A 26,075-nucleotide genomic window follows, 5' to 3' on the forward strand; every position below is an offset into this window, starting at 1 on the left:
GGTTAATATCGGATGCTAAAATCGCTGTAATTGGCGTTTGGTTCTAGTTTACTTTGGTTTAATTGGTCGGTTCGGCTATAGCCGTTTCCTAGTTTCAGGTAATCGATAAAACAGTTCAAATCCTTTTCCCGGCCTTCTACTTCCAGTTCCACTTTCCCGTTGGGCAGGTTTTTCACCCAGCCATTCAGCTGGCATTCCTTGGCTTTTTGATGAACAAAATGCCGGAATCCAACACCTTGAACCCTTCCGGAAAGTAAGATATGACGTCTGGATTTAGCCATGATTGACCGGTGCTTCTTCGGGAGCTTTCCCAAATTCAGTCACCACATCCGGATGTACCAGTGCCCAAATGGAATAGATGCCGACACCTGTTCCAACCGGGAAATTGAAAATAGCCAGAACCGACAGGATTAAAACCAGGATGCGGGCCCATTCTTTTCGTTTAATTAAGCCAAGTCCGCCAATAATGCCAGGGATAGCCACCAGGATGAAAAGAACGGCAATGACATTGGCCACAATCGATAGGACGAGGTTGGCTTCCGCGTCGTCGGAGAAATCTCCAACCAAATGCAGAATGGTATAAATTAGGAGGGCGAAAAGTATTCCGAAGATGCTGTAGCCAATTTGCAGGGCTGCAACAATATTGATGTGTTTTTGCATGATGTGATTTTTGCTTTAAAATTAGCAAGAATGTTTGAGATTTGCATGCGGTTTACAAGTACTTCTTGCTTTAGGCCTGATTAGCTGGAAAGAATTGGTGCCCTGATGGTTAATTGCACCCTTGAAGAAGGCTTAAGCACGCTGATGTTTTGAGCTATCAAAGCTGCTTCATAACATAAATGTTTTCAGGCAACCTTTTTATACCTTCAATCATCTATTAGTCAATTGCGATTTTTAAGGAACCCAGGGGACTATGATCTAATTACTTTTCCTAAGTTATAGAACTTTGGAAAAGGTATACACCGACAATTTGCAAGACCTTAAGATGTAAAAGCGATGGATTTACACCCGCCTTAGTACGATTCGCCCCCCCCTTTACGCCTACTCTTAAAAAAATAGTAATAATCAAAAACTTAAAATAATGAAAACAATCAGTTTAAAAATCGGCACTTTCCTTATGCTCTTTGCTTTAATGGGAGCAGGGTGCGAAAAAGAAAACACGATTGAGAATGAAGATCTTATGCCTGTAGAAGTTTTTAAATTTTCTGATTTCGGGTGTGAAAATATTCCATGGCATTTAAAGCAAGGATATGCGAATAACCACTACGTCATTACCTCTCAACAAGAACTTGAAAAATACGTTGAAATTGATTGTAGTCCTCAAATTGATTTTACTAAATACATAGTGATTCTTGGTAGTAAGTCATTCACTACGGGAGCTACTATCTACAGTGAAAGTGTAGAAGAAAGCAGTTCTAAGACAAAATACACTATAACTTTTTTAACGGATATATCTACAGTTGCAATTGGCCTCTCATATCATGTTGTAATAAAGAAAACACTTGGAGAGGACGTTAAAAATATCGAGGTTATAGAATATGTCAAACAGGAAGAATAAAAAAACAAAAATCACTAACTAAACGACATTGAATCATGAAAATTGTAATTATACTAGGAATAATCTTTGCTTCTTTAAATCTTTTTGGACAAAGTGATTCATATTATTGGTATAAGGGTGAAAAAGTTCATTTAAAAGAAGTGAAAAATAAAAAGTTTGTATTATATGAAAGTCGGCATGAAGATCAAGTTATTGCTGACTTAAATAAGTACTCATTGAAAGTGCTTAAAAAATATAAGGATAATTCGATTAGTGCATTAGATAAACTAAAAAAGGAAAAGGAAGATTTGAGCTGGTTAATTGTTGAAAAACAACAAGAAATGAATGGTTTTGTCGATTCATTTTCTAAGCAAGTACTATATGTATCTTCATTTCTCTTGACACAGGATGACTCCGAGGTAGGACTTTCTCATTTGTTTTATGTGAAACTTAAGAATGCAGGTGATATAAAATTATTAGAAGGACTCGCAGTTGAAAATAATGTAGAGATTCTTGGTAAAAATAAATTTATGCCTTTGTGGTATACATTAGCATGTAGTAAAGATTCTAAAGGAAATTCTTTAGAAATGGCAAATTTATTTTATGAATCAGGAAGATTTCATTCATCCGAACCTGATTTAATGGCAGACAAATTAGTTGAGTGTGTTGATGATGATTATTTCTCTGATCAATGGAATTTAAGTAATACTGCCCAGTATGGGGGAACCAGTGGGACAGATATAAATATTTGCGATGCTTGGGATTTAGTTAATGGGTGTAATAATGTAATAGTTGCTGTTTTAGATCATGGATTTGAGTTGAATCACCCAGATTTGACTAATGTATCAGCATTAAGTTATGATACGCCTACAGCAACCTCCCCTAGTATGGTTAGAGGTGACCATGGTACTGCATGTGCAGGTATTATTGGAGCAACTGCTGATAATAATCAGGGTATTGCTGGTGTTGCTTCAGGATGTCAATTGATGTCGGTTAGTCACCCATTAACGCTTACAATCAATGCAAGACAAGAATTAGCAGATGGAATTAATTGGGCCTGGCAAAATGGAGCTGATATTATTAGTAATTCATGGGGGCATACATCTTTAGCCGGAGCTTTTATTGATGATGCGATTGATAATGCATTAACACAAGGGCGAAATAATTTGGGATGCGTTGTTGTATTTGCCACAGGAAATGATGACGGAGCAATAAACTATCCCGCAAATAGTAATCTGGATATTATTGCTGTAGGAGCTATGAGTCCGTGCGGTGAACGGAAAAATCCAAACTCTTGTGATGGGGAAGATAGATGGGGAAGTAATTATGGGACACAATTAGATGTAGTTGCCCCTGGTGTATTAATACCAACGACTGATAGGCAGGGTAATAACGGATATAATCCGAATATACCCATACACACCAACAATAATGGGAATTTAGTTAGTAATGATTATACTGATAATGACTATACGGTTTGGTTTAACGGTACATCTTCTGCTTGTCCTCAAGTTGCTGGTGTTGCAGCATTGATATTATCAGTTAACCCTGGGTTGACTCAAGATGAAGTTAGGGATGCCATTGAATCAACTTGCACTAAAGTCGGGAATTATAATTATTCAACAGTTTCTGGAAGGAATAATGGGACTTGGGATGACGAAGTTGGTTATGGTTGCATCAATGCCCATGCTGCAGTGTTGTCAATTTATCCATCCCTTTCCGGCCCCTCCATTATTTGTTCTTCCGGGGCATCTTTCTCCTTAAGCAATCTGCCACCTGTTGATTCCATTACCTGGGAGCCAGGACCAAACCTTTCTCTTACTTCCGGTCAAAACACTTCAACGGGTGTATTTTCAGCTACGGGGTCTGGTAGCAGTTGGGTTGACGTAACACTGAACACCGTTTGCGGCGATATTAGCTTGCCACGAAAAACCGTTTATGCAGGAACTCCTGATCCGCAGGATATTGATTTTGTCAATGTTGGGCCATATTATCCTGGATCAATGGTCTTATGCGAAGATATACCAAACGATGGGATAGTCCGTTGGGATGCAACAGGCAGTATATTAGAATATTCGTGGAGTGTTTACGATGATGGATCTAATTCCTGGCAAGTAAATCAGCACCCCATGGATCCGTTTGCTGAAATACCAATGGAGAATGTACAGATTATTAAACCTTACGGTAGCGTGAATGGTTGGGTAAATGTAAAAGTTAAAGCCAGAAATGCATGTGGATGGGGTAATTACAGTGCTCCGGCTTTGCAGTTTTCTACAAACACATGCTATCCCTATCTCCTCTCTCTATCACCCAATCCCTCCACCGTAGAAACTACTATTTCGGTAGGGCCTGCTTCGGCAGAGGCCAAAAGCACCGAAGCTTTACCGGAGTGGGATTTGGAGATTTACAACCAGGGGCAACAGTTAAAAGCCCGCAAGCAAAAAATAATAGGAAGTCAAACCACGCTAAATACTTCGGGCTGGAAAGAAGGGGTGTACATTATCCGGGCTAAAGTAAATGGTGAGGTGCTGACCGAAAAGCTGGTGGTGAAAGAGCAGTAAGCAAAAGAAAGCTTTCATTAGGCCTTGTATTTATGCCGGGCCTAATGAAGTTTCAGCTGCTTCATAACATAAATGTTTTCAGGCAACCTTTTTATACCTTCAATCATCTATTAGTCAATTGCGATTTTTAAGGAACCCAGGGCACTATGATCTAATTACTTTTCCTAAGTTATAGAACTTTGGAAAAGGTATACACCGACAATTTGCAAGACCTTAAGATGTAAAAGCGATGGATTTACACCCGCCTTAGTACGATTTGCCCCCCCTTTACGCCTGATTCTGAAAAATAGTAATTAAAAACTTAAAATGATGAAACCAATTAGTTTTAAAATCACTATCATCCTCCTGCTCTTTAGCTTGATGGGGGCGGGATGTGAAGAAGATGATGAACGAGACCCTTTATGTTACCAGGGAAAGATCGTAAGCCTTAACCAAGGGGACGGATGCCAGAATATTATAGAAATTGTCAAAACCATTAAAGATGGCGAGCTTGAAGCAGGCAATACAATGACTTTTAATCCAGAATTATACGAGGCAACGTTAAAAGTAGGAGATGTTGTATATTTTAAGATCATCCAACATGAAGATTGGGCAGGTCCCGCAACTGCTGACTGTTTATGGGCACAGTTCACGGCTCAGATAGAATTTTGTAACAATTAAAATCTCAAAATTATGAAAAGAGCTTTTACAACAATCGTTATCGTTTTTACGTGGCTGGATCGGATTTGGAATCCGATCCCTACTAACAATGGATTTGGAATCCATAAGGTCGAACTGTTTAATTCCCCATCTCCCCTTGTTTGAGCGAAGCGGTAACAAGGGCTTTGCTTGGTGTCGTTTTTAACGACCATTAAAAAATCGGCCAGCCCCCTTACGCCTGATCCTGAAAAATAATAATCAAAAACTTAAAATGATGAAAACAAAGTATCAGGCTTCTGCTGCTCCTTCTTTTAATTAGGAATGTAAAAATATGAAATAAGAGTATGGTTTTTAATTTAGAATTCGCTATGCAACAAAAACCTTTATCAAACTTTAAACTCTGGTTAAATATATTGATATTAATCTTCCTTGTCTCATGTTATAAAGAGGATGACTATCCATCACCGATAAATTACATTATCGAAGGCCCGCAGGACCAGTTCCCGGCTTTTTCACCGGATGGCGAACATATCGCCTATTATCATTTTGCTTGGGGAAACTCTGGCGATTATCCCACAGGGCTTTACATTATTGATAAGAACGGGGGTAATCGTAAATTAGTTTTGCGAGGGGATCATTTTTCACCGTCCTGGTCTCCCGATGGGCAGTGGCTTGTTTTTAGCTCTGGGGGAGTAATTCAAAAATGTAAAATAAACGGAGACAGCCTTACCACTTTTTCAGGCCTAAACCATCTGGATAATCCTGAGTTTTATTTTCCGGATTGGTCGTCAGATGGTAAGTATATATTATTTGACAAGCCATTAGGCGATGAGAGAGGCTTATATTCTATGACACACAAATTCCAGAATCCAAATGTAATTTTTGGGATCAATATTACTTCTGGTAGGGATTCAGAATTATCTCCTAATGAGAATGAATTCATTTATTATGATTGGGTAAATGGTAGGACTCCAAGTGAAATCTTTAAGCAAGATCTCATGGGTAAGATGAAGATTAGACTTACAAACAATGAAAGAGATGATCGTGCTCCCACTTGGTCCCCAGATGGCCAAATGATAGCCTGGAGCAGCAGCCTTCGCTTATGCGTGATGGATGCCGACGGAACTAACCAGCAGGAGATTGCTTACGGCAATGATCCTTCGTGGTCGGTAAATGATGAGATCGTATTCAGCCATGCGAATGTAGACTATTCTAAAGAGGTATTGTATATCGTGAATCGGGATGGTACCAATCAAAGACAAATTACATTTTAAGATTAGCCTCTATTAACGTGGCTGGATCGGATTTGGAATCCGATCCCTATTAACAATGGATTTGGAATCCATAAAAGCCAAGCCAACAGTTTAATAAGCTTACCCGCTTTAGCCGGGCTGCCAGGCAAAATATCATTCATATAAAATTTTAAAACTTATAAAAATGAAAACAACTATTCTAAAAATCAGTGCATTCCCCTGTCTCCCCCTTGTTTGAGCGAAGCGGAAACGAGGGGTGAACTGTTCTGAGTTTGTAACTCAATTTGCTGTGTTTTATTTAGATTCTTTCCGGATTAATACGACTCTCTCTGCTTAATAAAAACAAAAAAAATGTCCGGTGAACCCATGAAGTGCACCTTTTGGCCTTTTTTTGATACCCGTGTTTAACGAACAAAAGCCAGGTTTTCAGGAATGATCTTCTCCTGTTTTTTAACAGGCCAGCTAAAAGGAACTAGCTATTGTTCAATGGAATAAACAAAAAAGTTGCTACCATATTGGATTTAAAATATGTTCGCTAACATGAAAACCTAACGCAACTCTTTGGTAACTTAGCTCATCTACTTTCCAATTGCGGTTCATAAAAAGGGACAACGACTACGAACTTTTCCTTCCCGGCAACTGCCGGATTGAAAAAGGTAATTAAGCGTACACGTTGAAACTTTAAAGCCAAAGATCATGAAATCACAACACCCGCCTTAAAAACTTTTCCTTACCGGCCGGATTTCCCGGCAAAAGAAGAATATATATTAAACTTTAAAACAAGAAATAATGAAAACAATTCTATTTTTAATTTTACTTATGCCTATGCTTGCTTTTCCACAATCAGAAGGTGTTAAGTGGGACTATCCCGTAAAACCCGGTTCAGAGGTCTGGAAATCGTTAAAAAATAATGCTGAAAAGGTTCAAAATTGTCAAATTCCCGGTGATGTATTAGCTACCATGAATACCCGGGATTTATTAAAAGTTTGCCTTAGCTATCCCTTATTACCCGATATCTTTGCTTTTAATAACATCAAAGATGGTTTTGTCAAATTTGAAAATGACTTCAACGGATTCCGGGAGCTTTTAAAGCGCGATGATGCACCTGACGAATTATTGAAAAAATATAAGTCAATAGAACCGGCAGCGATTCCTGCTAACGGGACCATACTGGAAAAAGGGAACTATGTATTGAATATGTCCTTTATTGAGCTTTTTATTTCGCATCCTTTAATGTTGAAAAAAATTGATACTAATGGTAAAAAGGAAATCATTCAAGAGCTTTTGCTGAAGAAAGAAAAAAAGAAAAATCAGCCGGATTGGTACCAGACAACTGGAATTCAAACGAATTATCTGGCCATTACCAGTATCGTTATGAGCGATTCGGACAAGTTCAAATCAGAACTTGATATGACCAAGGTATCTCCCTATATCTATTACGGTATTTTAACCGATCCGGAAATACCAAATCAAATCGATCAGGTAACAGATAAATATTTAAAAAATAATTGATCATGAAAACCAAAATATTATTGGTACTGGGGGCCATCTTTTTTACCCTCTCGTGTGAAAAGGAGGGGAACAGTTATATTGATCCACTTAAAGAAGTTAGCGCCTGTGGATATAACGACCCGTTAAATCAACTGGAATGGCTGAATGAATTGGCCAATAAATCATTGGATGACAAAACTGGAAATTATATCGGAAGTATATGGCTGATAACCTATGAAAACTCGGATATCATCGTCACGGATATGGCTTTAGGTTCGGGAGGAATCGCTTTTTATCTTTTTGATTGTAATGGAGTACAGTCTTCTGATTTAGAGGATTTGAGTTTGGACGAATTGAATAGTTATTTAACAGATTCAAATAAAATTTTTTCAACTTCAAATTAATAAATACATAATCGAATCATGAAAAACACGATAAATTTATTAATCTTTCTCCAATTTATTTTAGGAATTGCTTATGGTCAGGACTATAGAAATGACGTCTGTACACCGAAGGGAACTACGGTAATTGCATATATCACCTCTGAAAATTCTAATTACTGGAGGGATTATTATGATACATATTATGCTAGTGCTTATCCTAATGCGGTTCAAATTGAAACTTATGATGGGTATAGCTCAACTCGCAAATTTAACTGTCACGGTTATGCCTGGCATATTTCAGAAGGGGGTTCTGATCGTTGGATAGGCTATGGTTATCCCTACGATAATAATCCTGAGTATACCTATTGGCAGGATGGAAGTTATGTAGAAGTAGCTCAAAGTGTATACCCTGGAAAGGTGAACTGGTTATCAGGAGATCATTCTGCAATAACAACGGAGAATCCAGGTGTACTGATTTCAAAATGGAATGAATATCCTCTAATGAGACATGCATGGGATGATTCTCCTTACGGAACGAGTAATTTGAAATATTATAAACTAAACTTCTCTATTTCCGGCCCTTCCCTCGTCTGTTCTTCCGGTGCTTCTTTTTCCTTAAGTAACCTGCCAGCTGTCAATTCTATTGCCTGGAACCAGGACCAAACCTTTCTCTTACTTCCGGTCAAAACACTTCAACGGGTGTATTTTCAGCTACGGGGTCTGGTAGCAGTTGGGTTGACGTAACACTGAACACCGATTGCGGCGATATTAGCTTGCCACGAAAAACCGTTTATGCAGGAACTCCTGATCCGCAGGATATTGACTTTGTTAATGTTGGACCATATTATCCTGGGAGTGCCCAAATTTGCTTGGATATGCCCAATGACGGCAAAGTGATTTGGAATAAAGCTGGCTCTGTTCTGGAATACGAGTGGGATGCCGGTAATTGGCAGGTGGTGCAACACCCTATGGATCCCTTTGCCTTTATTCCGAAAGAGAATGTTCAAATTACGGCTCCCCCTTACGGTGCCGACAACCCGGTATCGGTAAGAGTAAAAGCCCGTAATGCATGTGGTTGGGGGACTTATTTAGCCCCTTCTCTTGTTTTGTCAGGAGCCAACTGCTATTCGCTTTTGCTGGTCGTTTCGCCCAATCCCTCCACCGTAGAAACTACTATTTCGGTAGAGCCTGCTTCGGCAGAGGCCAAAAGCACCGAAGCTTTACCGGAGTGGGATTTGGAGATTTACAATCAGGGGCAACAGTTAAAAGCCCGCAAGCAAAAAATAATAGGTAGTCAAACCACGCTAAATACTACGGGCTGGAAAGAAGGGGTGTACATTATCCGGGCTAAAGTAAATGGTGAGGTGCTGACCGAAAAGCTGGTGGTGAAAGAGCAGTAAGCAAAAGAAAGCTTTCATTAGGCCTTGTATTTATGCCGGGCCTAATGAAGTTTCAGTTGCTTCATAACATAAATGTTTTCAGGCAACCTTTTTATACCTTCAACCCTTGTTTGAGCGAAGCGGTAACAAGGGGTTCGCTTGGTGTCGTTTTTAACGATCATTAAAAAATCGGCAGCCAGCTTTTATTTCTCGCGTTGTAGAGATCAAAACTGATAGCTAACTTTTATTTCTCGCCTTGTAGAAATGAAAATCGGCGGCCAGCTTTTACTTCTCGCTCCGTAGAAATGAAAATCAACAGCCAACTTTTACTTCTCGTTGCGTAGAGATGAAAACTGACAGCCAGCTTTTGCTTCTCGCGTTGTAGAAATGAAAACTGACAGCTAACTTTTACTTCTCGCGCTGTAGAAATGAAAATCGGCAGCTAATTTTTACTTCTCGCTCCGTAGAAATGAAAATCGGTAGCCAGTGACTACTGTTCCTTAATTTTTGCATTCCTATTGTTAAGTTGATCAATTTGTTGTAATTTATGGTTCTTAATCATTTAAAAATCAATAGTTATGATCTTAAAAATTTTATACTCTTATTTCAGCCTTGCCCATTTAGTCAGTCTTTCACAGCGGATGATACAGTTGTTGACCGACCGGTTTCCCGATCATCCAATGATTTCATCCTTGCTGGCCACCATTCGCCTTAAGCAGGAAATGGCTGTTCAGGCGGTTGGCAGCAGTAGCTGGCAAGCATTAACCAGTTTGATCCGGAAGGCCGATCAGCGACGCGATAACAGTTACCGCTCCTTGCGCGATCATGTAGCAGCGGGTTTACTGCGCGAGAACGAGGAGTACCGGCTGGCTTGCGAATCGCTGTGGCCTCTTTTTGAAAAAAACGGCTTGCGTTTATACCATGCTTCTTATGCTGAAGAAACAGCAGCAATTACGAGTTTGCTAAAGGACCTGAATGACCAGGCGATGCAAACGCACCTGGTAACCATTCATGCGGTGGAATGGATAACCGAACTGCATCGCGACAACCAGGCGTTTGTTAATCTTTCGCAGGAGCGGACTGCTGCCCGTTCGACCGACGACACGGTGACTGATAAAGAGGCTTTCGATCAGTTAAAAACCTCCTTGGATTTGCTGTGCAACATGCTTAATGCCCTTAATGCGCTCAACGAACCGGTAGGAATTCGTGAAACGGTTGAAGAACTTGATCAAGCGATTCGTGAGGCTACGGCATCGGCCCGGCAAAGTGGCAGCCGTCCGGTGGTCAATCAGTAGGAGCACCGGAGCAACTATACGGCCCATCAGACTGTTATTGAAAATAGACCAGTAGTCATTACGATTAAACTGGATTTTTAAGTATTTTTGCAGCACTTATAAAGAAAGGAGAGAACCATGGAATTTTTGCTAGTATTTGGCGTTGCTGTAGCCTTGGTGGCCCTTGCTTTTGTTGGGTTGGCCATCCGCATTTTAGTTCAGAAAAGGGGGAAATTCCCGAACCTGCATATTGGAGCCAACAAACACATGAAGGAGCGCGGCATTACCTGTGCCCAGACTTTTGATAAGATGGAGCAGGCAAAAGCCAAACGTCAATTAACATTTAAACAACTTTCACTGATTGAGGATAGCCCCGGTGGATGTTGATAACTTGCAGCTCAACTGAGCTTATGGTATAATCAGCCGTCTTTTTTCGTTAAAGGACGGCTGATTGTTTTTTCGAGTTCTAAGTTCCAGGTTCCAAATTCCAGGTTCCAAATTTCAAATTATCGGTTGTCCGATATTCCTTCCCCGTTCTCCTGTTTCCTTACTCCCTTCTTCCTTTCTTCGCTACTCGTATTCCTTTTTCAGCAGCTTTTTAAATCCCGGGCTTACATAGGTTTGGTAGTTCCCGTTTGGGTCTGAATAAATAAAGTACACATCAATCTCCGGGTCAGCTTCGGCTATGGCGATGGATTTTTCCAAACCACTCACCATAAATGCCGTGGCATAGGCGTCGGCCGTCATGCAATTGTCGGCTAATACCGTTGTGCTCAGCAGGCTGTGCTGAACGGGGTAGCCGGTTTTCGGATCGATGGTGTGGGCGTATTTTATGCCATCTTCCACATAGAAATTACGGTAATTGCCCGAAGTGGCCAAGGCTCTGTCCTGCAGTTCAACAATGGCTTTTAGCTTTTGCTGGGTGAAAAATTCGTTGTCATCGGGTTTGCTGATCCCAATTGACCAGTAGTTTCCTTTGGCATTTTTTCCTTTGGCAACCACTTCGCCACCAATCTCAACCATCAGGTTTTTACAGCCCTGGCTATACAAATAATCCGCCACCATGTCGCAGGCAAATCCTTTGGCAATGGCACTGGCATCGAGCATGGTGTTGGGATGATCCTTCATAAGCTGACTGTTTTCGAGATGTACTTTTTGGTAGCCAACCAATTGCTTGAGCGAGTCGATGAGTTGGGGGGTAACCTGTTCTTTGTTTTTGAACCCAAATCCCCAGACATTCACCATCGGAGCCACGGTTATGTCGAAGGCGCCATCGGTGAGTTCCGAAATTTTCTGAGCCTGCTTAAAAATGGTGATAAAGAGCTCGTCCAGTTCGGTGGGTTCATTTTTATTCACCTTCGAAATGGTTGAGGTTGAATCGAAGGTGGACATGGATTGGTTCAACTCCATCATAACGGCCTCAATTTCCGGCTGAAGGTCTTTCCCTTGCGGGCTTTCATATGTAACATGATAAATTGTTCCGTAAATATACCCCTCGTTTGAAATGTACTGAGCGGGTTGTTGGCAGGATGCCAGCGCGAAAAGAAGGAGGGAAAGAAGGTAAAATGTTCTCATTGATCTTGTGTTTTGAAGTTGTCCTTTAAGCGGTTGAGCCTTTGTTTTGAGCTGATGGGCGCCACAGGGCTGTTTGCTGGTGTAAATATAGCGCATTCCTGTTTGTTGTGGTAATTTTTGAACCTCTTCCATCCAGATACCTTGCTTTTTATTGGGAGCACAATTTACGGGACAAGAAGTGTGCTTGTAGGTTGTTTTCCAGCTGATTGATGCTTTAGGGGCTTCTTTTTTGGCTTTTCAGAAACATTCTTGGATGATTATTTTTAATTTTGCGTTCGGAAAAATAAAACATTCACACTAAAATATTTGAACTGTGGGAAGAGCATTTGAATACCGGAGAGCAGCCAAGGAAAAACGCTGGGGGCATATGTCCCGAATTTTTCCAAAGTTATCACGATCAATCACGATGGCCGCCAAAGAAGGCGGGCCTGATCCGGATATGAATGCCAAATTGCGGACAGCCATTCAAAATGCGAAAGCGCAAAACATGCCTAAAGACAATATTGACGCGGCCATTAAGCGTGCGGCAGGAAAAGATGCCAGCAATTATACCGAAGTCAACTACGAAGGCAAAGGTCCTCATGGGGTATTGATTTTTGTTGAATGTGCCTCTGATAACACCACCCGTACGGTGGCCAATGTGAAGTCGTACTTCAACAAAGCTGGAGGTAGCCTGGTGCCTACAGGTTCGCTCGAATTTATGTTTGACCGCAAAGCGGTGTTTCAGTTTGAAGCTTATGAGGGGCTGGACCTGGAAGAACTGCAACTGGAATTGATTGACGCCGGACTGGAAGAAGTGGAGCAAAATGAGGACACGGTTTACGTGTACGGCGATTATACCAGCTTTGGAACACTTTCGCAGGCGCTGGAAGAGTTGAAGATTGATGTGAAAAAATCAAGCTTGCAGCGTATTCCAACATCGGCCGTCGAGTTTACCGAAGAACAACTGGAGGATATTGAAAAACTGCTGGATAAAATTGAAGAAGATGACGATGTGCAGCAGGTATTTACCAACATTGCCTGATTTGAATTTGAAATAAATAAAAACAGAACGAAAAGCTGTTGTCCGTCGGGCAGCAGCTTTTTTTGTACCCTGATCTTTGTGAAATTGTTCGGCGATAACTCAAAAAGAATTATTTTTGCCCTATGAGAAAGATTTATACACTCTTGGTTTTGATTTTGGTAGTAGCTTCTTCCTGCCAGACCCAATGGACAAATGAAGAACAAGCACAGTTGGAAACGGCTTTTAATAAAGCCGGTGAGAATCGGGTGGAGCTGGAGAAGGCCTTGGAGCAAGCACCCAAAGAGCACCGTAAGGCGGTTTTGTTTTTAGTGACAAACATGCCTGAGCGGGATTTGACCTCGTTGACTGCAGACTTTATTCTTGAAAATACACGGGTGGCCTATCAGGCGCGCGAGCAGTTTGCCTGGTGTCAGGCTTTGCCCGACTCCGTTTTCTATAATGAGGTGCTGCCTTATGCCAGCTTAAATGAACGACGCGATAACTGGCGACAGGATTTTCTGGATCGGTTTACGCCATTGGTTGCCGAGTGTGCTACTATTTTTGAAGCGGTTGATTCGGTGACTCAAAACATTAAGGATGTGGTGAAGGTGGAGTACAATACCAAACGCCGTAAAGCTGACCAGAGTCCCTACGAGTCGATGGAACAAGGCATGGCAAGTTGTACTGGTTTGTCAATTTTGCTGACCGATGCCTTTCGGGCTGTTGGAATTCCGGCGCGTATTGCTGGCACGCCATTGTGGACCAACATGCGCGGAAATCATACCTGGGTTGAGGTTTACCTGGACGGAGAATGGTACTTTACCGAGTACTATCCTGATGAATTGAATAAAAGCTGGTTTTTGGCCGATGCCGGAAAGGCTGACCCCGAAAAGCCGATTCATGGAGTTTATGCCACATCGTTTAAAAAAACAGGCTTGAGCTATCCTTGCGTGTGGGATGAAAGTATTCAATACATCCCGGGAGAAAACGTAACGGCCAGATACATCCGCCTGTACGAAGAGCAGGTGAAAAACAGTTCGCTGAATGATGATGAATTGTTGGTGGATGTGGTGCTTTACAAAGGGCGCGATACAGGCAATGGCGACTTGCGGGTGTCGGACCGCGTAGAGGTTCTGCTGGGCGATAAAATGATTGATTTTGGTTATTCGCCGGCTACCGTTGATGATTTGAATCGCTTTTTAAAGTTCAAACTAAAGAAGAATACAACATACACTTTCCGCTTTGCCGATGGCGATGGAAATCAGTTGGAACAGGAAATTGAAACGGGCGATCAAGCTGAATTGATTAAGCTTTACCAGGTGACGTTGTAAACCTGCAATTGGTTTGATAGAGGGGAAGTTGATCCCTTCGTCGATCATGAATTTTGAAGGCGATGGAGACAGTTATTTTTAACTGCTTCCATCGCCTTTTTTCAATAGAGTCTTCTGCTAACGGCCTTTGTTAATGTTAGTAAGAGTTCAGATTATACTTTTAGACCAAGAGACTTCTTTAGTCTAATGTTTTTCAATTAACTGATATACAGCAGGAATGCTTTTTTGAAAAACAAAATATTTTACTTTTGTCAGTTACAACTAATCTTTAAATTGAATGAAAAGAACGACTTTATTATTCATTGTATGCTTTTTGGGCATGCAATCGGCATTTGCTGGAGGCTTGTTGACAAACGCGAATCAGAGTGCGCAATACATTCGGATGCTTTCCAGAAATGCTTCTACTGACCTGGATGCAGTATATTTCAATCCAGCCGGGGTAATGGAGCTGCAGAATGGTTTTCATTTTGGTTTTCATAGTCAAACGTTGTTTCAAACCCGAACCATTACAACCACTGCTCCTTTGAATAATCAGGAATTTATTGGCGATTTGAAAGTGCCTGTTTTTCCAAGCGCCTTTGCGGTGTATAAGAAAGACAAGCTGGCCTTCTCCCTGGGATTTGGACCTAATGCCGGTGGCGGTTCCGTTGTTTTTGATGATGGAATCCCTTCCTTTGAAGGGAGAATTGCCAGCCAGGTAAATGGACAGCTGGTGCCAGCTTTAGCCGGACTTGGGGCTTTTGGGTACAATGTGGAGTCAGGATACGATGCTGCTATCGCTTTCGAAGGACAATCGGTTTTTTGGGGAATTCAACTGGGGATGAGTGCAGAAATCAATGATGTTGTGTCGGTTTATGGAGGGGTTCGGGTTTTGCCTTCGGTGAACACTTATACCGGAACAATTTCAAATATCAAACTGAAAGTAAACGATGAGCTGACCAATGCAGAACAGTTTTTATTAAATGCGTCTTCACTCGTAGGTTCTTATGCTGTAAGTGCTGCTGAGGCAGCTTTAGGTATGCAGTCCTTAGTTGAAGGAGGCGCAGGAAGTTATACGCTGGCGCAGGTGGAGGGAGCTGGCTATATTGATGCAGCTAAACGTGCAGAGATAGAACAGGGCTTAATGGTCCTTGGAGCTAATCAGGATCAGATTGATGCGATGCCGATTACTCAGGTTCAGGGAACCTTCAATTCAGGAGCCACTTCTCTTAGTGCTACTGCTGGCGAGTTGGAGAATAACTCGGCCTTGCTGCAAGATCAGGAATTGGACACGAAACAAACAGGGACTGGTTTTACGCCAATTTTAGGAGTAAATATTTCTCCCAGCGATCGCTTGAATATTGGGGTTAAATATGAATTCCAAACCGTATTGAAATTGACCAATGACACCAAGGTCGATGATACTGGCTTTTTTCCGGATAAAGCCGAATCGCGTACCGACATCCCTGCCATTTTAATGGTTGGGGTAGATTATCAACTGACCCCAAAGTTAGTTAGCTCGGTGTCGTTTAATAATTACTTTGATAAAGGTGTAAATTGGGGGAAAACGATGTCTGGCGACAAGCGGGTTGTCGATGATAATTTGTGGGAAATTTCACTCGGATTGCAGTACGATGTTTCTGATCGTTTTGCGCTGAGTGCCGGAGCAATGCAGTCAACCACCGGAGTAAGCGAGCAGTACCAAAGTGACTTCAGCTACAGCAATTCTTCCAATTCTTTTGCGGCTGGTTTTCAGTGGAAAGCAACCAAGCAGTTGACCTTGGATGCCGGCGTGCTTTATACGGCTTATGAGGATGAAGATAAAGCGTTTCCCGCTTATACGGAGACCTATGACAAGGAAAATCTGGGCATCGCTATTGGATTGCAATACAGTATTTTCAAATAAGCATTTTCGACAAACGAAATAAATACAGAAGAGGCACTCACGGAGATGCCTCTTTTTTTTGGCTTGAATAATGGCTATTTTTGATGCCTTTCAACTAAAATATAGAATTCAAGCATATGAAAAAATGGACTTTTTTCTTGGCTGCGATGCTGCCATTGTTAGCTGTCAGTCAGTCGATTGATCAAAATGATCTGGATAAAATTAGGTCGGGTTTTGTGAAAGATAATTATACTGTTGGCATGCAAAATGCCTTGTCGTCCAATCCAGTGACCGGTTTGGCGTGGAGCCGCAACAATGAAGGCACAACCGATCATTACTTTACGTATCGTGTTGATGTTTCGGGAATTACAAATCAAAAAAAGTCGGGCCGTTGTTGGCTGTTTACTTCCTTGAATATTTTCCGACCTATGGCCAGTAAGCATTTCAATACGAAATCGCTTGAGTTTTCCGAAAACTACCTTTATTTCTGGGATTTGTTTGAAAAGGCCAATTTGTTTTTGAATAACATTGTTGCGACGGCCGATCGCGGGATTGACGATCAAAAGGTACGCTGGTACTTTCGCTCGCCGGTTGATGATGGCGGTCAATGGAGCAACTTCGTTAATCTGGCCAATAAATATGGCATGGTTCCTCGTGAGGCGATGGAAGAAACCTATTCAAGCGAAAATACAAGTTGGATGAACAAGCTGGTGAATCGCAAATTGCGCGAGCAAGCCATAGCGTTGCGCGAGATGAAAGCATCAGGTAAAAGTGAAAAGGCCATTGACAATGCCAAAGTTGACATGATGGCTGTGATTTACCGTATGCTGGCATTGAACCTCGGTGAACCTCCTGTTGAATTCGAATTCAGATACAAAGATAAAGAAGGAGAGTTGGTTGCCCCCAAAACGTTTACGCCAAAATCATTTATGCAAGAGGTGTTGGGCGATATTCAACTGAATGATTATGTGATGCTGATGAATGACCCTTCGCGTCCGTTCTGGAAGCATTACGAAATTGAGAATTACCGCAATGTTGAGGAAGGTGAAAACTGGCACTATGTCAATTTGCCCAACGAGGACATTAAAGCGTTTTGTATTGAATCGATCAAAAACAACGAGGCCATGTATGCTTCGTGCGATGTGGGCAAGCAGTTGCGTCGCGATTTTGGCGTGTTGGATGTTGATAATTTCAACTATGAAGCTGTTTACAACGTTCCTTTCACCATGTCGAAAACCGAGCGCATTCAGAGTCGCGAAAGCGGTTCCAGTCATGGTATGGCCCTGATTGCTGTTGAGGTCGATGCCGATGAAAAACCGGTGAAGTGGCAGTTTGAAAACAGCTGGGGCGAGCAGTCGGGCGAGAAAGGTTACCTTACGTTTACAGACGAATGGTTTAGCGAATACATGTTCCGGATTGTTGTTCACGAAAAATATGTGAGTCAAAAAGTGTTGGATATCTACGGTGAAAAAGCAGAAATACTACCGCCTTGGGATCCAATGTTCTAAGGGAATTGATAAAAGGCAAAACGGGCAGCATGATATAAATGCTGCCCGTTTTTTTTGGATTAATTAAGAACGATTGAGAAAACCAGGTGCTGATTTGTTTGATCAAAAATGCTCTTCAGTGTATCCTGCTTCACCCCGAATGCCAATTAACCATTCCACAATTTCATCTGAAGCCGAACTTGTATTTTTCTGGTACCAGTCGCCACGTTGTTGGAGTAGGTATCTGGTGAGCGAAGGACTATCTTTTTTAGCAAGGTAGATGGCGTAAATCTCAGCACCGGCGTCGGCCATCACCGACTTCCCCTCGGTAAGTTTACCTTGGCGGGCTCGCAATGCCAGCAGTTCCATTCTCTTGATGTCACTTCCATCCAACAAGTCTAATCGGCTTTCTGTTTGTGAAAGGTTATTTTCGAAATCTTCAAGGCTTATTTGGTTGTTTTCTGGCCAAATCCAGTTTTCCGGTTGATGGTAATCGTAGCTATTTCCATGCTGATCGATGATAAAGCCCTGATGCTGATAAGTCCAGGCATGATTCACATATTCAAACTGAAAATAGATGGTGAATTCTTCCGGATTGGTCAGCTCTTCTTCCTCAGTACACGAGGCTGCCAGCAGAAAAGGGAAGATTAGTAATAGTAGTTTGATTTTATTCATGGCGCAACGGATTATTAACTTTTCCCATAAACAAGAAGGCGTTGGTATCTTTTTCGCGAATGGCGAAAACAAAAGGACGATTGACATCGAAAACAGGTTCTGGCCCGATCGAAGTGACCGCAACGGTTACGCCTGTTACGGCTGCGGCTTCAGTTCCTTTTTCATCGAGCTTGATGAAGCTTTTGTGTTTTACTTCAGAAAGAAATAAATCAGAGCGGTTCGAAATGCCTGAGAAGTTCGAACGTGATGCATCAAAGGCATCATTCATTCCCAAAGCTTTCAGGTTGTCCACCAAGCTGCTTTCGTAGGCGAATTCAAGTTTCGGAAGGTAGACTTTCAAGTTACGTTGATGTAGGTTTTCAAGCCAGTTGTTTAGTTTTGCTTGATTAAGATCACCAATTACATCATGGGTTGAATAATTTTCATGTGGAAGGAAAATCAACATGCTGTATTTTTCGCTGCCATAAGGTAGTTCCAAAAGTTGGAATTGTTCTGTCTCGGTATAATTCAAGCTCGTTTTTTCCAGCATCATGCTTGGTACTTGCAACTCGTTCCCTTTTTCGGTGTAAAACACACGATCTGCTGTTTTATCTTTATCGAACCGGTAAGTCCACTGCCCATTAAAATAAATGGCATTGATCAGGTACATCACATCGTTGGACGAAACCTCTTCAATTATCTTTTCAATTTTATTTCGGGTTTGGTCTTTCACCCATCCATTGACCCTGCTCAAAGCGGCATCCGGGTTTTTAAAGTCCAGCGCTTCTACTTCTGCTGCATAGTAGCTTTGGTTGGTCGAAATGAAGTCGGACTTTACGTTAAAATCATCGCGGTGAAAAATAGCATTGGCAATCGATAATTCAACTTTGGGGTCGTGGCTCCCCAGAGCATCAACCAACAGCTTGTAAGCTTGGTTGATTTGTTCTGCAGAAAAACCGGTTTTATGCAGCACCCTTTCCATTTGGGCTTTGGTATCTTCCTCGGCGCCATTGTAAACCATGGCCAGTGCCAGCGAAATGCTCAGTGGCGAAATCATCAGGTTTTCGTCTTCTTTTAATTCGGCATTCACTTGGCTGAAAAGTTCCAGTCCCAAAGCGTTATCGGCTTCAACGAGTTGTTGTGATTTTAAATCGAGTTGAATGTCATTCACTTTGCCTTCATCCACTGGAGAGTTGGAACAGGAGTGGAGTAGGGGGGTGAAAAGAGAAAGACCGGCAAGTAGAATAAGTGCTTTCATCGTTGAGCTATTTTAGATTTTGATGCTGCTTGTGTTTGTTTAGATTGTTTGACGTTAGAAATGGTTGCGTCAAATAAAAAAAATAAGGCGAAAAGTGGATGGCTTCACGCAACCATTAAGCGATGGTTAGCATCTGCTTATTGAATCACCCATCATGCCTGTTGAAAGGTGTGCGTTTTAGAACAAACCAAAGAATGACTTGCTATTTGTGCAAGTATTCTACTAATTTTGATCTTAACCAATTGAAACGATTTTGAAAGATCTGAGGCAAGTCATTATTGATAGTGCTGCCGGAAAAGCAAAAGCGCAGGCTGAGCTATACCGGTATTTGGCGCCCAAGATGTATGGGGTTTGTCTGCGCTATTCCAAAGATAAAACCGAGGCTGAGGATAATTTGCAGGAAGGTTTTTTAAAGGTCTTTGAAAAAATTGGTTCATTCCGGCATGAAGGTTCGTTCGAAGGTTGGGTCAGGCGGATTATGGTGAATGCGTCTTTAGAGCGTTACCGTAAAAACCATTTGATGCATCCGGTTGAGGATATGGGTGTTTATGATGGTCCCGAGCTTAACGATCAGATTATTTCGCAAATATCGGCTCAGGATCTGATGAAAATTATTCAGGAGTTGCCGCCACGTTACCGGATGGTGTTTAACCTCTACGTGTTTGATGGCATGAATCATAAAGAAATTGCCGAAGAAATGAAAATTTCGGTAGGAACCTCAAAATCGAACCTGGCGCGTGCCCGGGCAATATTAAAGGAGAAAGTAGTGAAAGTTTTTGGAGAAATAGAAAATAATTATTCTGCATGACAAAGGATAATAACCAATTAGATGAATTGTTCCGCTCGAAATTACAGAATTTTGAACATGAGCCGCCAGCTTATGTCTGGAGCCGCATTCGGGAGCAACAAGTAGGGAGGAAGCGTCGCGTGTTGTTCTTTTACCTAAAGGGAGCTGGTGTTGCCGCAGCGGTTTTACTAGCCTTCTGGTTAGGGTGGCAGATGCAGCAGCAGCCTGGGGAGCTGACACCGGTATTGTCTGATCGGCAAGTGCCGGTAAACGAGCAAGCGATTCAGTCAGATCCGGGAGAGTTGGGTGTTGAAACGGAAGGAAGTAGCGCAGTTGCAGAGGAGCCGGTGCAAGCAAACGCAGCTTATGTGCAGGAGGTAAACGAGGCCGATGTTCAAAATACAATTAAATCAGAAGGAGTAACAAAAAGAGATCCAAATTTGTCAATCGAAAATAGCTATGCTTTAAATCGGGTTTCGACCGGAGGTGAGGAGCAGCGAATTTTGAAACGGTCAACAAACATGGAAAAAGAACCAGAACCCATGCGTTTATTGAGCTTGCTTAATATTCAGTTGGACGACTCGTTTGAGAAGCAGTCGGCCTTGGTTGAAATGAGCCGGAAACAGCGGGAAATATCTTCGGAACTGAATCGTCTGGATCAGTTTAAGGTGGAAGAAAATGCCCGGATGCTGGTCCTGAACCGTCAAGCTGGAGATCAGCAAGGCTGGCAGGTAGGGGCTATGCTGACGCCGGGCATGGCGGTTAATGAAGCCTCGCAAAGTCCGGAATATTCACGTAATATGACTGTTTCAAATTCGAAAGATAACTTTCAGGTGGGGGCAGGCCTTGCTGTTGAATACAAAACAAAGAAGCGATGGAGTGTTCAGAGTGGGGTATACTACAGCAAGCTGGAACAAACTTCATCGAACCAACCATTTCAGCCGGAAAATATAGCTTCCGATTTAGTCGGTGGGGAAGCTGTTCGAGGAGATGCGGCTTACTTCAATACTGCTGTTGCAGTTAAAGCAGGCGAGATGCTGATGAATACAGCTGCCGGAGTTATCTCTATCGACCGGCTACCAACCAATGCCAAGCTAAGTAATAGTTTTGAATCTTTGTCGGCTAATGATGGGATTTTATTGACCGAAACGGAGTTTGAGCAGAACTTTGAGTATATCGAGATTCCGCTTATTTTTCGTTATCAGCTGATTGATGCAGTTTTTGATTTACAGGTGCTTGGAGGATTCAATACCAGTGTGCTTGTTGGAAACAATGCGTATGCCAGCAGCCAGTATGGTAGCGAGCGGATTGGTGAAACCCGAGATATGAACCGACTGAATTACAGTACGAGTGTTGGGCTTGGGTTGGGCTATGGAATTTCAGATAAGATTAGCTTGCATGTTGAGCCACAGTTGAAGTATTTCCTGGGCTCGCTGAACGGCAATGCCGATGTAGATTTTAAACCTTATACCATTGGGGTTTCAACAGGATTAAGCTATCAGTTTTAGTCGCAAGAATGGTTTGTTTAGCTGCGTTCTAACTTTTATAAAAGAATAAAAGGGATCTCTGGTCGGGATCCCTTTTTCTTTCTGTTTCAATTGTTTATTGTTCTTGGCGTATTTCAATCGTGTCTTATGGTAAAATCACTTTATTGATTACGTGGATAACTCCGTTGGTAGCCTGTACGTTGAGTAAGTCGGCAATCAATCCTGACTCACGTTCATTGGCATCGGTAATGGTAAGCGTGGATAGATCCAACTCAAAACTACCATTCTTAGTGGTGACCGTTCCGGATTCCAGATCGCTGGAATAAACCCGCCCATCAACAACATGGTAAAGTAATACGCTTGTTAATAGTTCCACTGAGAGATCATCCAGGCTGGTTACATCTGGCCCAAGTTCTTCAAGCAGATCCATAAATGCTTGGTTGGTGGGCGCAAAGACCGTAAATGGACCTCCTTCAGCTAAGGTGCTTACCAAGTCTGCTTTTTGAACGGCTGCAACGAGGATCGAAAATTCCGGATCGAAACTCAAGGCTGTACCAACCAGATTCATTGCTGGAGGAAGCAGCACTTGGTCAATGGCATGAATCACACCGTTGGTCGCTTTAACATCGGCGATAGCGACGGTGGCTTCATTGATCATGACACCAGAGGTGAGATCAACCTCTATTGCAGCACCATTCAAGGTCGGTACAAAGCCATTGGCTAAGTCGGTTGAGAAAACACTACCGTCAACAACATGGTACAGTAATATTGGAGTCAATTGTTCGGCTGTTAAATCGGCTACACCTCCTACGCCAAGTTCAGCAAATAATGCTTCGAAAGCGGCGTTGGTTGGAGCAAATACGGTAAATGGTCCACCTTCGGCCAGCGTAGTCGCTAAGTCAGCTTTTACAACGGCTTCAACCAAAATGGAGAACTCGGGATCATAGCTTATCGCTGTTCCAACCAAATTTGTTGGAGGTAATAACACTTTGTCGATGGCGTGAATGACACCATTAGTTGCTTGTTGGTCAGCTATGATAACGGTGGCGTCATTAATCATTACACCGCCAGAAAGATCAACTTCAACTTCTTCACCATTCAGTGTTGCCACAGGACCGGCTGACAAATCGAAAGAGAATACACTTGCATTTACAACGTGGTACAGTAAGATCGGAGTCAATTGTTCGGCTGTCAAATCGTCAACACCACCCACTCCAAGATCGGTAAACAAGGCTTCGAAAGCGGCGTTTGTTGGTGCAAATACAGTGAATGGCCCACCATCAGCTAGGGTGCTCGCCAAATCGGCTTTTACAACTGCTTTAACAAGGATCGAAAATTCAGGGTCGAAACTAATCGCTTTTTCAACTAAATCCATTGAAGGTGGTAACAATACCTTGTCAATAATGTGAATTAAACCATTCTTGGCTTTCAAATCGGCTAAATCAACTGTCGCGTCATCAATCATTACACCGTCCGATTTGTCAACCGTGAGGTAGGCGCCATTGACTGTTTCCACTAATCCATCCGACAGATCGCTCGCTTGAACACGGCCTGCAACGGCATGATAGAGTAGAATAGGGCTCAGTTGTTCGCCTGTTAAAGCGTCAATTCCGCTAACGCCCAGTGCGTTGAAAAGTGCTTCGAAAGCTTTGTCGGTTGGAGCAAAGATGGTTAAGTCCGCGTCTGCAACCGTGCTCACCAAACCTGATTTTACCAGTGCTGCAATCAAAGTGTTAAATTTCGGTTTCTGGGAGATAAGAATTTGTTTCTTTGAATCAGAAATGTCTCCGGAGTAGGAAGCAGGATCATCTGTAATTTGTTGCAAAGAGGTTGCCAGGTCAACAGGGGAAACAATTTCCGGCATCACCGGATCATCATCGTCATTGCAGCTTACAAAAGCTAGAGACATTAATACTACCATCACTAAGGATAGATACCTGGTTACATTCAATTTTGTGTTTTCTAATGTTTTCATCGTCGTTAAGTTTTTGAATTCGATAGTAAAACGTGTTGGGATGTAAAAGTGTTTAATGAATATTGATATTCGCTAAACAAATAGTACGTAATATTTGAAAATGCTCATTGTTTATGAGCGTATCGAGGGGTTTGGCTTGTTTGTTAATAAATGTTAATGATATTCTTTGTTTAAGCCGGGATGGGATGATATTAGTATTTTGAAGCTGAATGGGAGTGTGGAGTGTGTGATTTCTTCTAATTCATTATGAATTGTTTATAGCCGAGGGCTGGCTCCAGTGTCAGGAGTTTTTGGTTGATTGCTTTCTGTTTAGCTTGTAGGCATGAACTGTGAGATTGCCTGCACGGAAACTCGACGTTGATAAAGAAGAGCCGCTGGTTTCGAATCACCCGATTGATCTAAATTGATAGCAGTATGTTTTTATTTCTAAGTGAGTCGACCTAACTTTAGCCGGCATTTAGCTGTTGTTGCAAATGAAAATTACTTACATAAGCGATTTCTGAATATGACAAATACCAATGAAATTGAGAATATTGAGCTGTCTTTTTTAAAGCTTAGTGACTACGAGGAATTAAAGCGCGCTTTGATTGAGTCTTACCCGGAGATGCCCGACTCCTATTGGCTTAAGCCGCATCTGAGAACATTAATCAGCCGGTTTCCGGAGGGCCAAGTGGTTGTTAAGGTCAATGGGCAGATTGCTGGTTGTGCCTTTTCAATCATTGTTGATTCAAATAAGTTTGAAAGCCAGCACACCTATAAGAAAATTACGGGGAACTATACCTTTAATACGCATAACCCGGATGGGGACTTGCTTTATGGCATTGAGATATTTATTCGTCCTGAGTTTCGCGGACTTCGGCTTGGCCGGCGTTTGTACGATTACCGGAAAGAACTTTGTGAGCGGCTCAACCTGAAAGGAGTAGCTTTCGGCGGTCGTATTCCCAACTACCATAAATATGCCGACCAAATGTCTCCCAAGGAATATATCGCCAAAGTCAGGCGTAAGGAGATTGTGGATCCTGTGTTCAACTTTCAGATTTCGAATGACTTTTATCCGTCTAAAATTCTAAAAAATTATCTGGAGGGCGATGAAGCTTCTAATGATTATGCTGTTCTGCTCAAGTGGGACAATATTTATTTTGAAGAAGAAAGCCGAAAGCCGGTGATCACCAAAAAGATTGTGCGGTTGGGCTTAATTCAGTGGCAAATGCGTCTTTATAAAAACCTGGATGATGTGATGAATCAGGCGGAATATTTTGTGGATGCTGTTTCGGGTTACCGTTCTGATTTTGCCCTGTTTCCTGAGTTTTTCATGGCTCCACTGATGGCTGATAACAATCATTTAAGTGAACCCGAGGCGATCCGGGAGCTGGCCAAACACACCGATGAAATTATCCGCCGATTTTCGGAGTTGGCCATTTCTTATAACATTAACATCATTACGGGTAGTATGCCTGAAATGGTAAACGATCGCTTGTATAACGCTGGTTACGTCTGTAAACGCGATGGTTCCGTTGATCGGTTTGAAAAGCTGCATGTAACGCCTGACGAAGCAAAGGTTTGGGGAATGCAGGGAGGTTCGGAGTTGAAAGCGATTGAAACGGATTGCGGAAAAATTGGGGTGTTGATTTGTTATGATGTGGAGTTTCCGGAGCTGGGACGCCTGTTGGCTGACGAAGGAGTCGACATTATGTTTGTTCCTTTCCTGACCGACACCCAAAACGGCTATTCGCGCGTACGGAATTGTGCTATGGCGCGGGCCATTGAAAATGAGTGCTATGTGGCCATTGCCGGTGGCGTTGGAAATCTTCCCAAAGTCCATAACATGGATATTCAGTATGCTCAGTCGATGGTTTTTACGCCCTGTGATTTCTCCTTCCCGATGAATGGAATTAAGGCGGAAGCAACGCCCAATACCGAAATGATTGTGATAGCGGATGTGGATATTGATCTGCTTCGGGAGTTAAATCAGTTTGGTAGTGTGCGCAATTTAAAAGATCGTCGAAGCGATATTTACGAGGTTAAAAAGAAATAGAATCGATTCGTTGAACAGACAAAGAAGGCTTCTATCTTCTGACTTTTCTTTTCTGAGCTCGGTTTGGTCAGAAAAACAACCGGGAAGTCATTTACTTAAAAA

At 42.2% G+C, this 26,075-nt stretch carries 23 protein-coding genes; 17 read left to right on the plus strand and 6 right to left on the minus strand.

The window, feature by feature from the left end; all coding sequences use genetic code 11:
- Window positions 1-2: 2 nt before the first annotated feature.
- Complete coding sequence (locus ACUNWA_RS02825) at window positions 3-281, minus strand: acylphosphatase (protein WP_299580841.1); 279 nt, start codon at window positions 279-281, stop codon at window positions 3-5.
- On the minus strand, window positions 274-660 hold the full coding sequence (locus ACUNWA_RS02830) for a hypothetical protein (protein ID WP_299580838.1): 387 nt from the start codon (window positions 658-660) through the stop codon (window positions 274-276). The genes ACUNWA_RS02825 and ACUNWA_RS02830 overlap by 8 nt, the downstream gene beginning before the upstream one ends.
- 421 nt (window positions 661-1,081) lie before the next feature.
- Here ACUNWA_RS02830 and ACUNWA_RS02835 point away from each other — a divergent pair, with 421 nt between their 5' ends.
- The 10 genes from ACUNWA_RS02835 (at window position 1,082) to ACUNWA_RS02880 (ending at window position 10,904) form a co-directional block, all read left to right on the plus strand.
- On the plus strand, window positions 1,082-1,558 hold the full coding sequence (locus ACUNWA_RS02835; protein ID WP_445590366.1) for a hypothetical protein: 477 nt from the start codon (window positions 1,082-1,084) through the stop codon (window positions 1,556-1,558).
- A 35-nt stretch (window positions 1,559-1,593) separates the two neighbouring features.
- Complete coding sequence (locus tag ACUNWA_RS02840) at window positions 1,594-4,098, plus strand: S8 family serine peptidase (protein ID WP_445590367.1); 2,505 nt, start codon at window positions 1,594-1,596, stop codon at window positions 4,096-4,098.
- Window positions 4,099-4,404: 306 nt separating this feature from the next.
- Window positions 4,405-4,758, plus strand: a complete 354-nt coding sequence (locus ACUNWA_RS02845; RefSeq protein ID WP_445590368.1) for a hypothetical protein — start codon at window positions 4,405-4,407, stop codon at window positions 4,756-4,758.
- A gap of 323 nt (window positions 4,759-5,081) precedes the next feature.
- Window positions 5,082-6,011: a hypothetical protein gene (locus tag ACUNWA_RS02850; RefSeq protein ID WP_445590369.1), complete on the plus strand. Its 930-nt coding sequence runs from the start codon at window positions 5,082-5,084 to the stop codon at window positions 6,009-6,011.
- Window positions 6,012-6,779: 768 nt separating this feature from the next.
- Complete coding sequence (locus tag ACUNWA_RS02855) at window positions 6,780-7,502, plus strand: hypothetical protein (RefSeq protein WP_445590370.1); 723 nt, start codon at window positions 6,780-6,782, stop codon at window positions 7,500-7,502.
- Between the two features lie 2 nt (window positions 7,503-7,504).
- Window positions 7,505-7,885 carry a hypothetical protein gene (locus ACUNWA_RS02860; protein WP_445590371.1) on the plus strand — a complete coding sequence of 127 codons (381 nt, stop codon included), beginning with the start codon at window positions 7,505-7,507 and terminating at the stop codon, window positions 7,883-7,885.
- A gap of 18 nt (window positions 7,886-7,903) precedes the next feature.
- Window positions 7,904-8,608 (plus strand): hypothetical protein, encoded by a 705-nt coding sequence (locus tag ACUNWA_RS02865; RefSeq protein WP_445590372.1) that lies wholly within the window; start codon window positions 7,904-7,906, stop codon window positions 8,606-8,608.
- Between the two features lie 29 nt (window positions 8,609-8,637).
- Window positions 8,638-9,264 (plus strand): T9SS type A sorting domain-containing protein, encoded by a 627-nt coding sequence (locus ACUNWA_RS02870; RefSeq protein ID WP_445590373.1) that lies wholly within the window; start codon window positions 8,638-8,640, stop codon window positions 9,262-9,264.
- A gap of 557 nt (window positions 9,265-9,821) precedes the next feature.
- Entirely contained in the window at window positions 9,822-10,538 is a 717-nt protein-coding gene (locus ACUNWA_RS02875) for a DUF6261 family protein (RefSeq protein ID WP_445590374.1), read from the plus strand.
- 117 nt (window positions 10,539-10,655) lie between these two features.
- The gene (locus ACUNWA_RS02880) at window positions 10,656-10,904 is read left to right on the plus strand and encodes a hypothetical protein (RefSeq protein ID WP_299580833.1); all 249 of its coding nucleotides are present in this window, start codon (window positions 10,656-10,658) and stop codon (window positions 10,902-10,904) included.
- A gap of 183 nt (window positions 10,905-11,087) precedes the next feature.
- Here ACUNWA_RS02880 and ACUNWA_RS02885 read toward each other — a convergent pair whose 3' ends face one another.
- Entirely contained in the window at window positions 11,088-12,092 is a 1,005-nt protein-coding gene (locus ACUNWA_RS02885) for an FAD:protein FMN transferase (protein ID WP_445590375.1), read from the minus strand.
- 313 nt (window positions 12,093-12,405) lie between these two features.
- On the opposite strand from ACUNWA_RS02885, the gene ACUNWA_RS02890 reads away from it, so the two are divergent.
- From ACUNWA_RS02890 to ACUNWA_RS02905, 4 genes are all read left to right on the plus strand, one after another.
- Complete coding sequence (locus ACUNWA_RS02890) at window positions 12,406-13,116, plus strand: YebC/PmpR family DNA-binding transcriptional regulator (protein ID WP_445590376.1); 711 nt, start codon at window positions 12,406-12,408, stop codon at window positions 13,114-13,116.
- A 122-nt stretch (window positions 13,117-13,238) separates the two neighbouring features.
- The gene (locus ACUNWA_RS02895) at window positions 13,239-14,426 is read left to right on the plus strand and encodes a transglutaminase-like domain-containing protein (RefSeq protein WP_445590377.1); all 1,188 of its coding nucleotides are present in this window, start codon (window positions 13,239-13,241) and stop codon (window positions 14,424-14,426) included.
- Window positions 14,427-14,703: 277 nt separating this feature from the next.
- The gene (locus ACUNWA_RS02900; protein ID WP_445590378.1) at window positions 14,704-16,311 is read left to right on the plus strand and encodes an OmpP1/FadL family transporter; all 1,608 of its coding nucleotides are present in this window, start codon (window positions 14,704-14,706) and stop codon (window positions 16,309-16,311) included.
- Between the two features lie 116 nt (window positions 16,312-16,427).
- A complete protein-coding gene (locus ACUNWA_RS02905; protein WP_445590379.1) occupies window positions 16,428-17,798 on the plus strand; it encodes a C1 family peptidase in 1,371 nt (456 codons plus the stop codon).
- 102 nt (window positions 17,799-17,900) lie between these two features.
- On the opposite strand, the gene ACUNWA_RS02910 is transcribed toward ACUNWA_RS02905, so the two are convergent.
- Together ACUNWA_RS02910 and ACUNWA_RS02915 are read right to left on the minus strand one after the other, a co-directional pair.
- The gene (locus tag ACUNWA_RS02910) at window positions 17,901-18,452 is read right to left on the minus strand and encodes a hypothetical protein (protein WP_445590380.1); all 552 of its coding nucleotides are present in this window, start codon (window positions 18,450-18,452) and stop codon (window positions 17,901-17,903) included.
- Window positions 18,445-19,689: a serpin family protein gene (locus tag ACUNWA_RS02915; protein WP_445590381.1), complete on the minus strand. Its 1,245-nt coding sequence runs from the start codon at window positions 19,687-19,689 to the stop codon at window positions 18,445-18,447. The genes ACUNWA_RS02910 and ACUNWA_RS02915 overlap by 8 nt, the downstream gene beginning before the upstream one ends.
- 253 nt (window positions 19,690-19,942) lie before the next feature.
- Here ACUNWA_RS02915 and ACUNWA_RS02920 point away from each other — a divergent pair, with 253 nt between their 5' ends.
- Complete coding sequence (locus ACUNWA_RS02920; protein ID WP_445590382.1) at window positions 19,943-20,497, plus strand: RNA polymerase sigma factor; 555 nt, start codon at window positions 19,943-19,945, stop codon at window positions 20,495-20,497.
- The gene (locus ACUNWA_RS02925; protein WP_445590383.1) at window positions 20,494-21,984 is read left to right on the plus strand and encodes an outer membrane beta-barrel protein; all 1,491 of its coding nucleotides are present in this window, start codon (window positions 20,494-20,496) and stop codon (window positions 21,982-21,984) included. The genes ACUNWA_RS02920 and ACUNWA_RS02925 overlap by 4 nt, the downstream gene beginning before the upstream one ends.
- Before the next feature lie 124 nt (window positions 21,985-22,108).
- On the opposite strand, the gene ACUNWA_RS02930 is transcribed toward ACUNWA_RS02925, so the two are convergent.
- Complete coding sequence (locus ACUNWA_RS02930) at window positions 22,109-23,938, minus strand: fasciclin domain-containing protein (RefSeq protein WP_445590384.1); 1,830 nt, start codon at window positions 23,936-23,938, stop codon at window positions 22,109-22,111.
- 505 nt (window positions 23,939-24,443) lie between these two features.
- Between ACUNWA_RS02930 and ACUNWA_RS02935 the strand changes: the two genes are divergently transcribed.
- Entirely contained in the window at window positions 24,444-25,973 is a 1,530-nt protein-coding gene (locus ACUNWA_RS02935; protein ID WP_445590385.1) for a GNAT family N-acetyltransferase, read from the plus strand.
- The last annotated feature ends 102 nt before the right edge of the window (window positions 25,974-26,075 follow it).

This window comes from Sunxiuqinia sp. sy24, assembly GCF_052677165.1.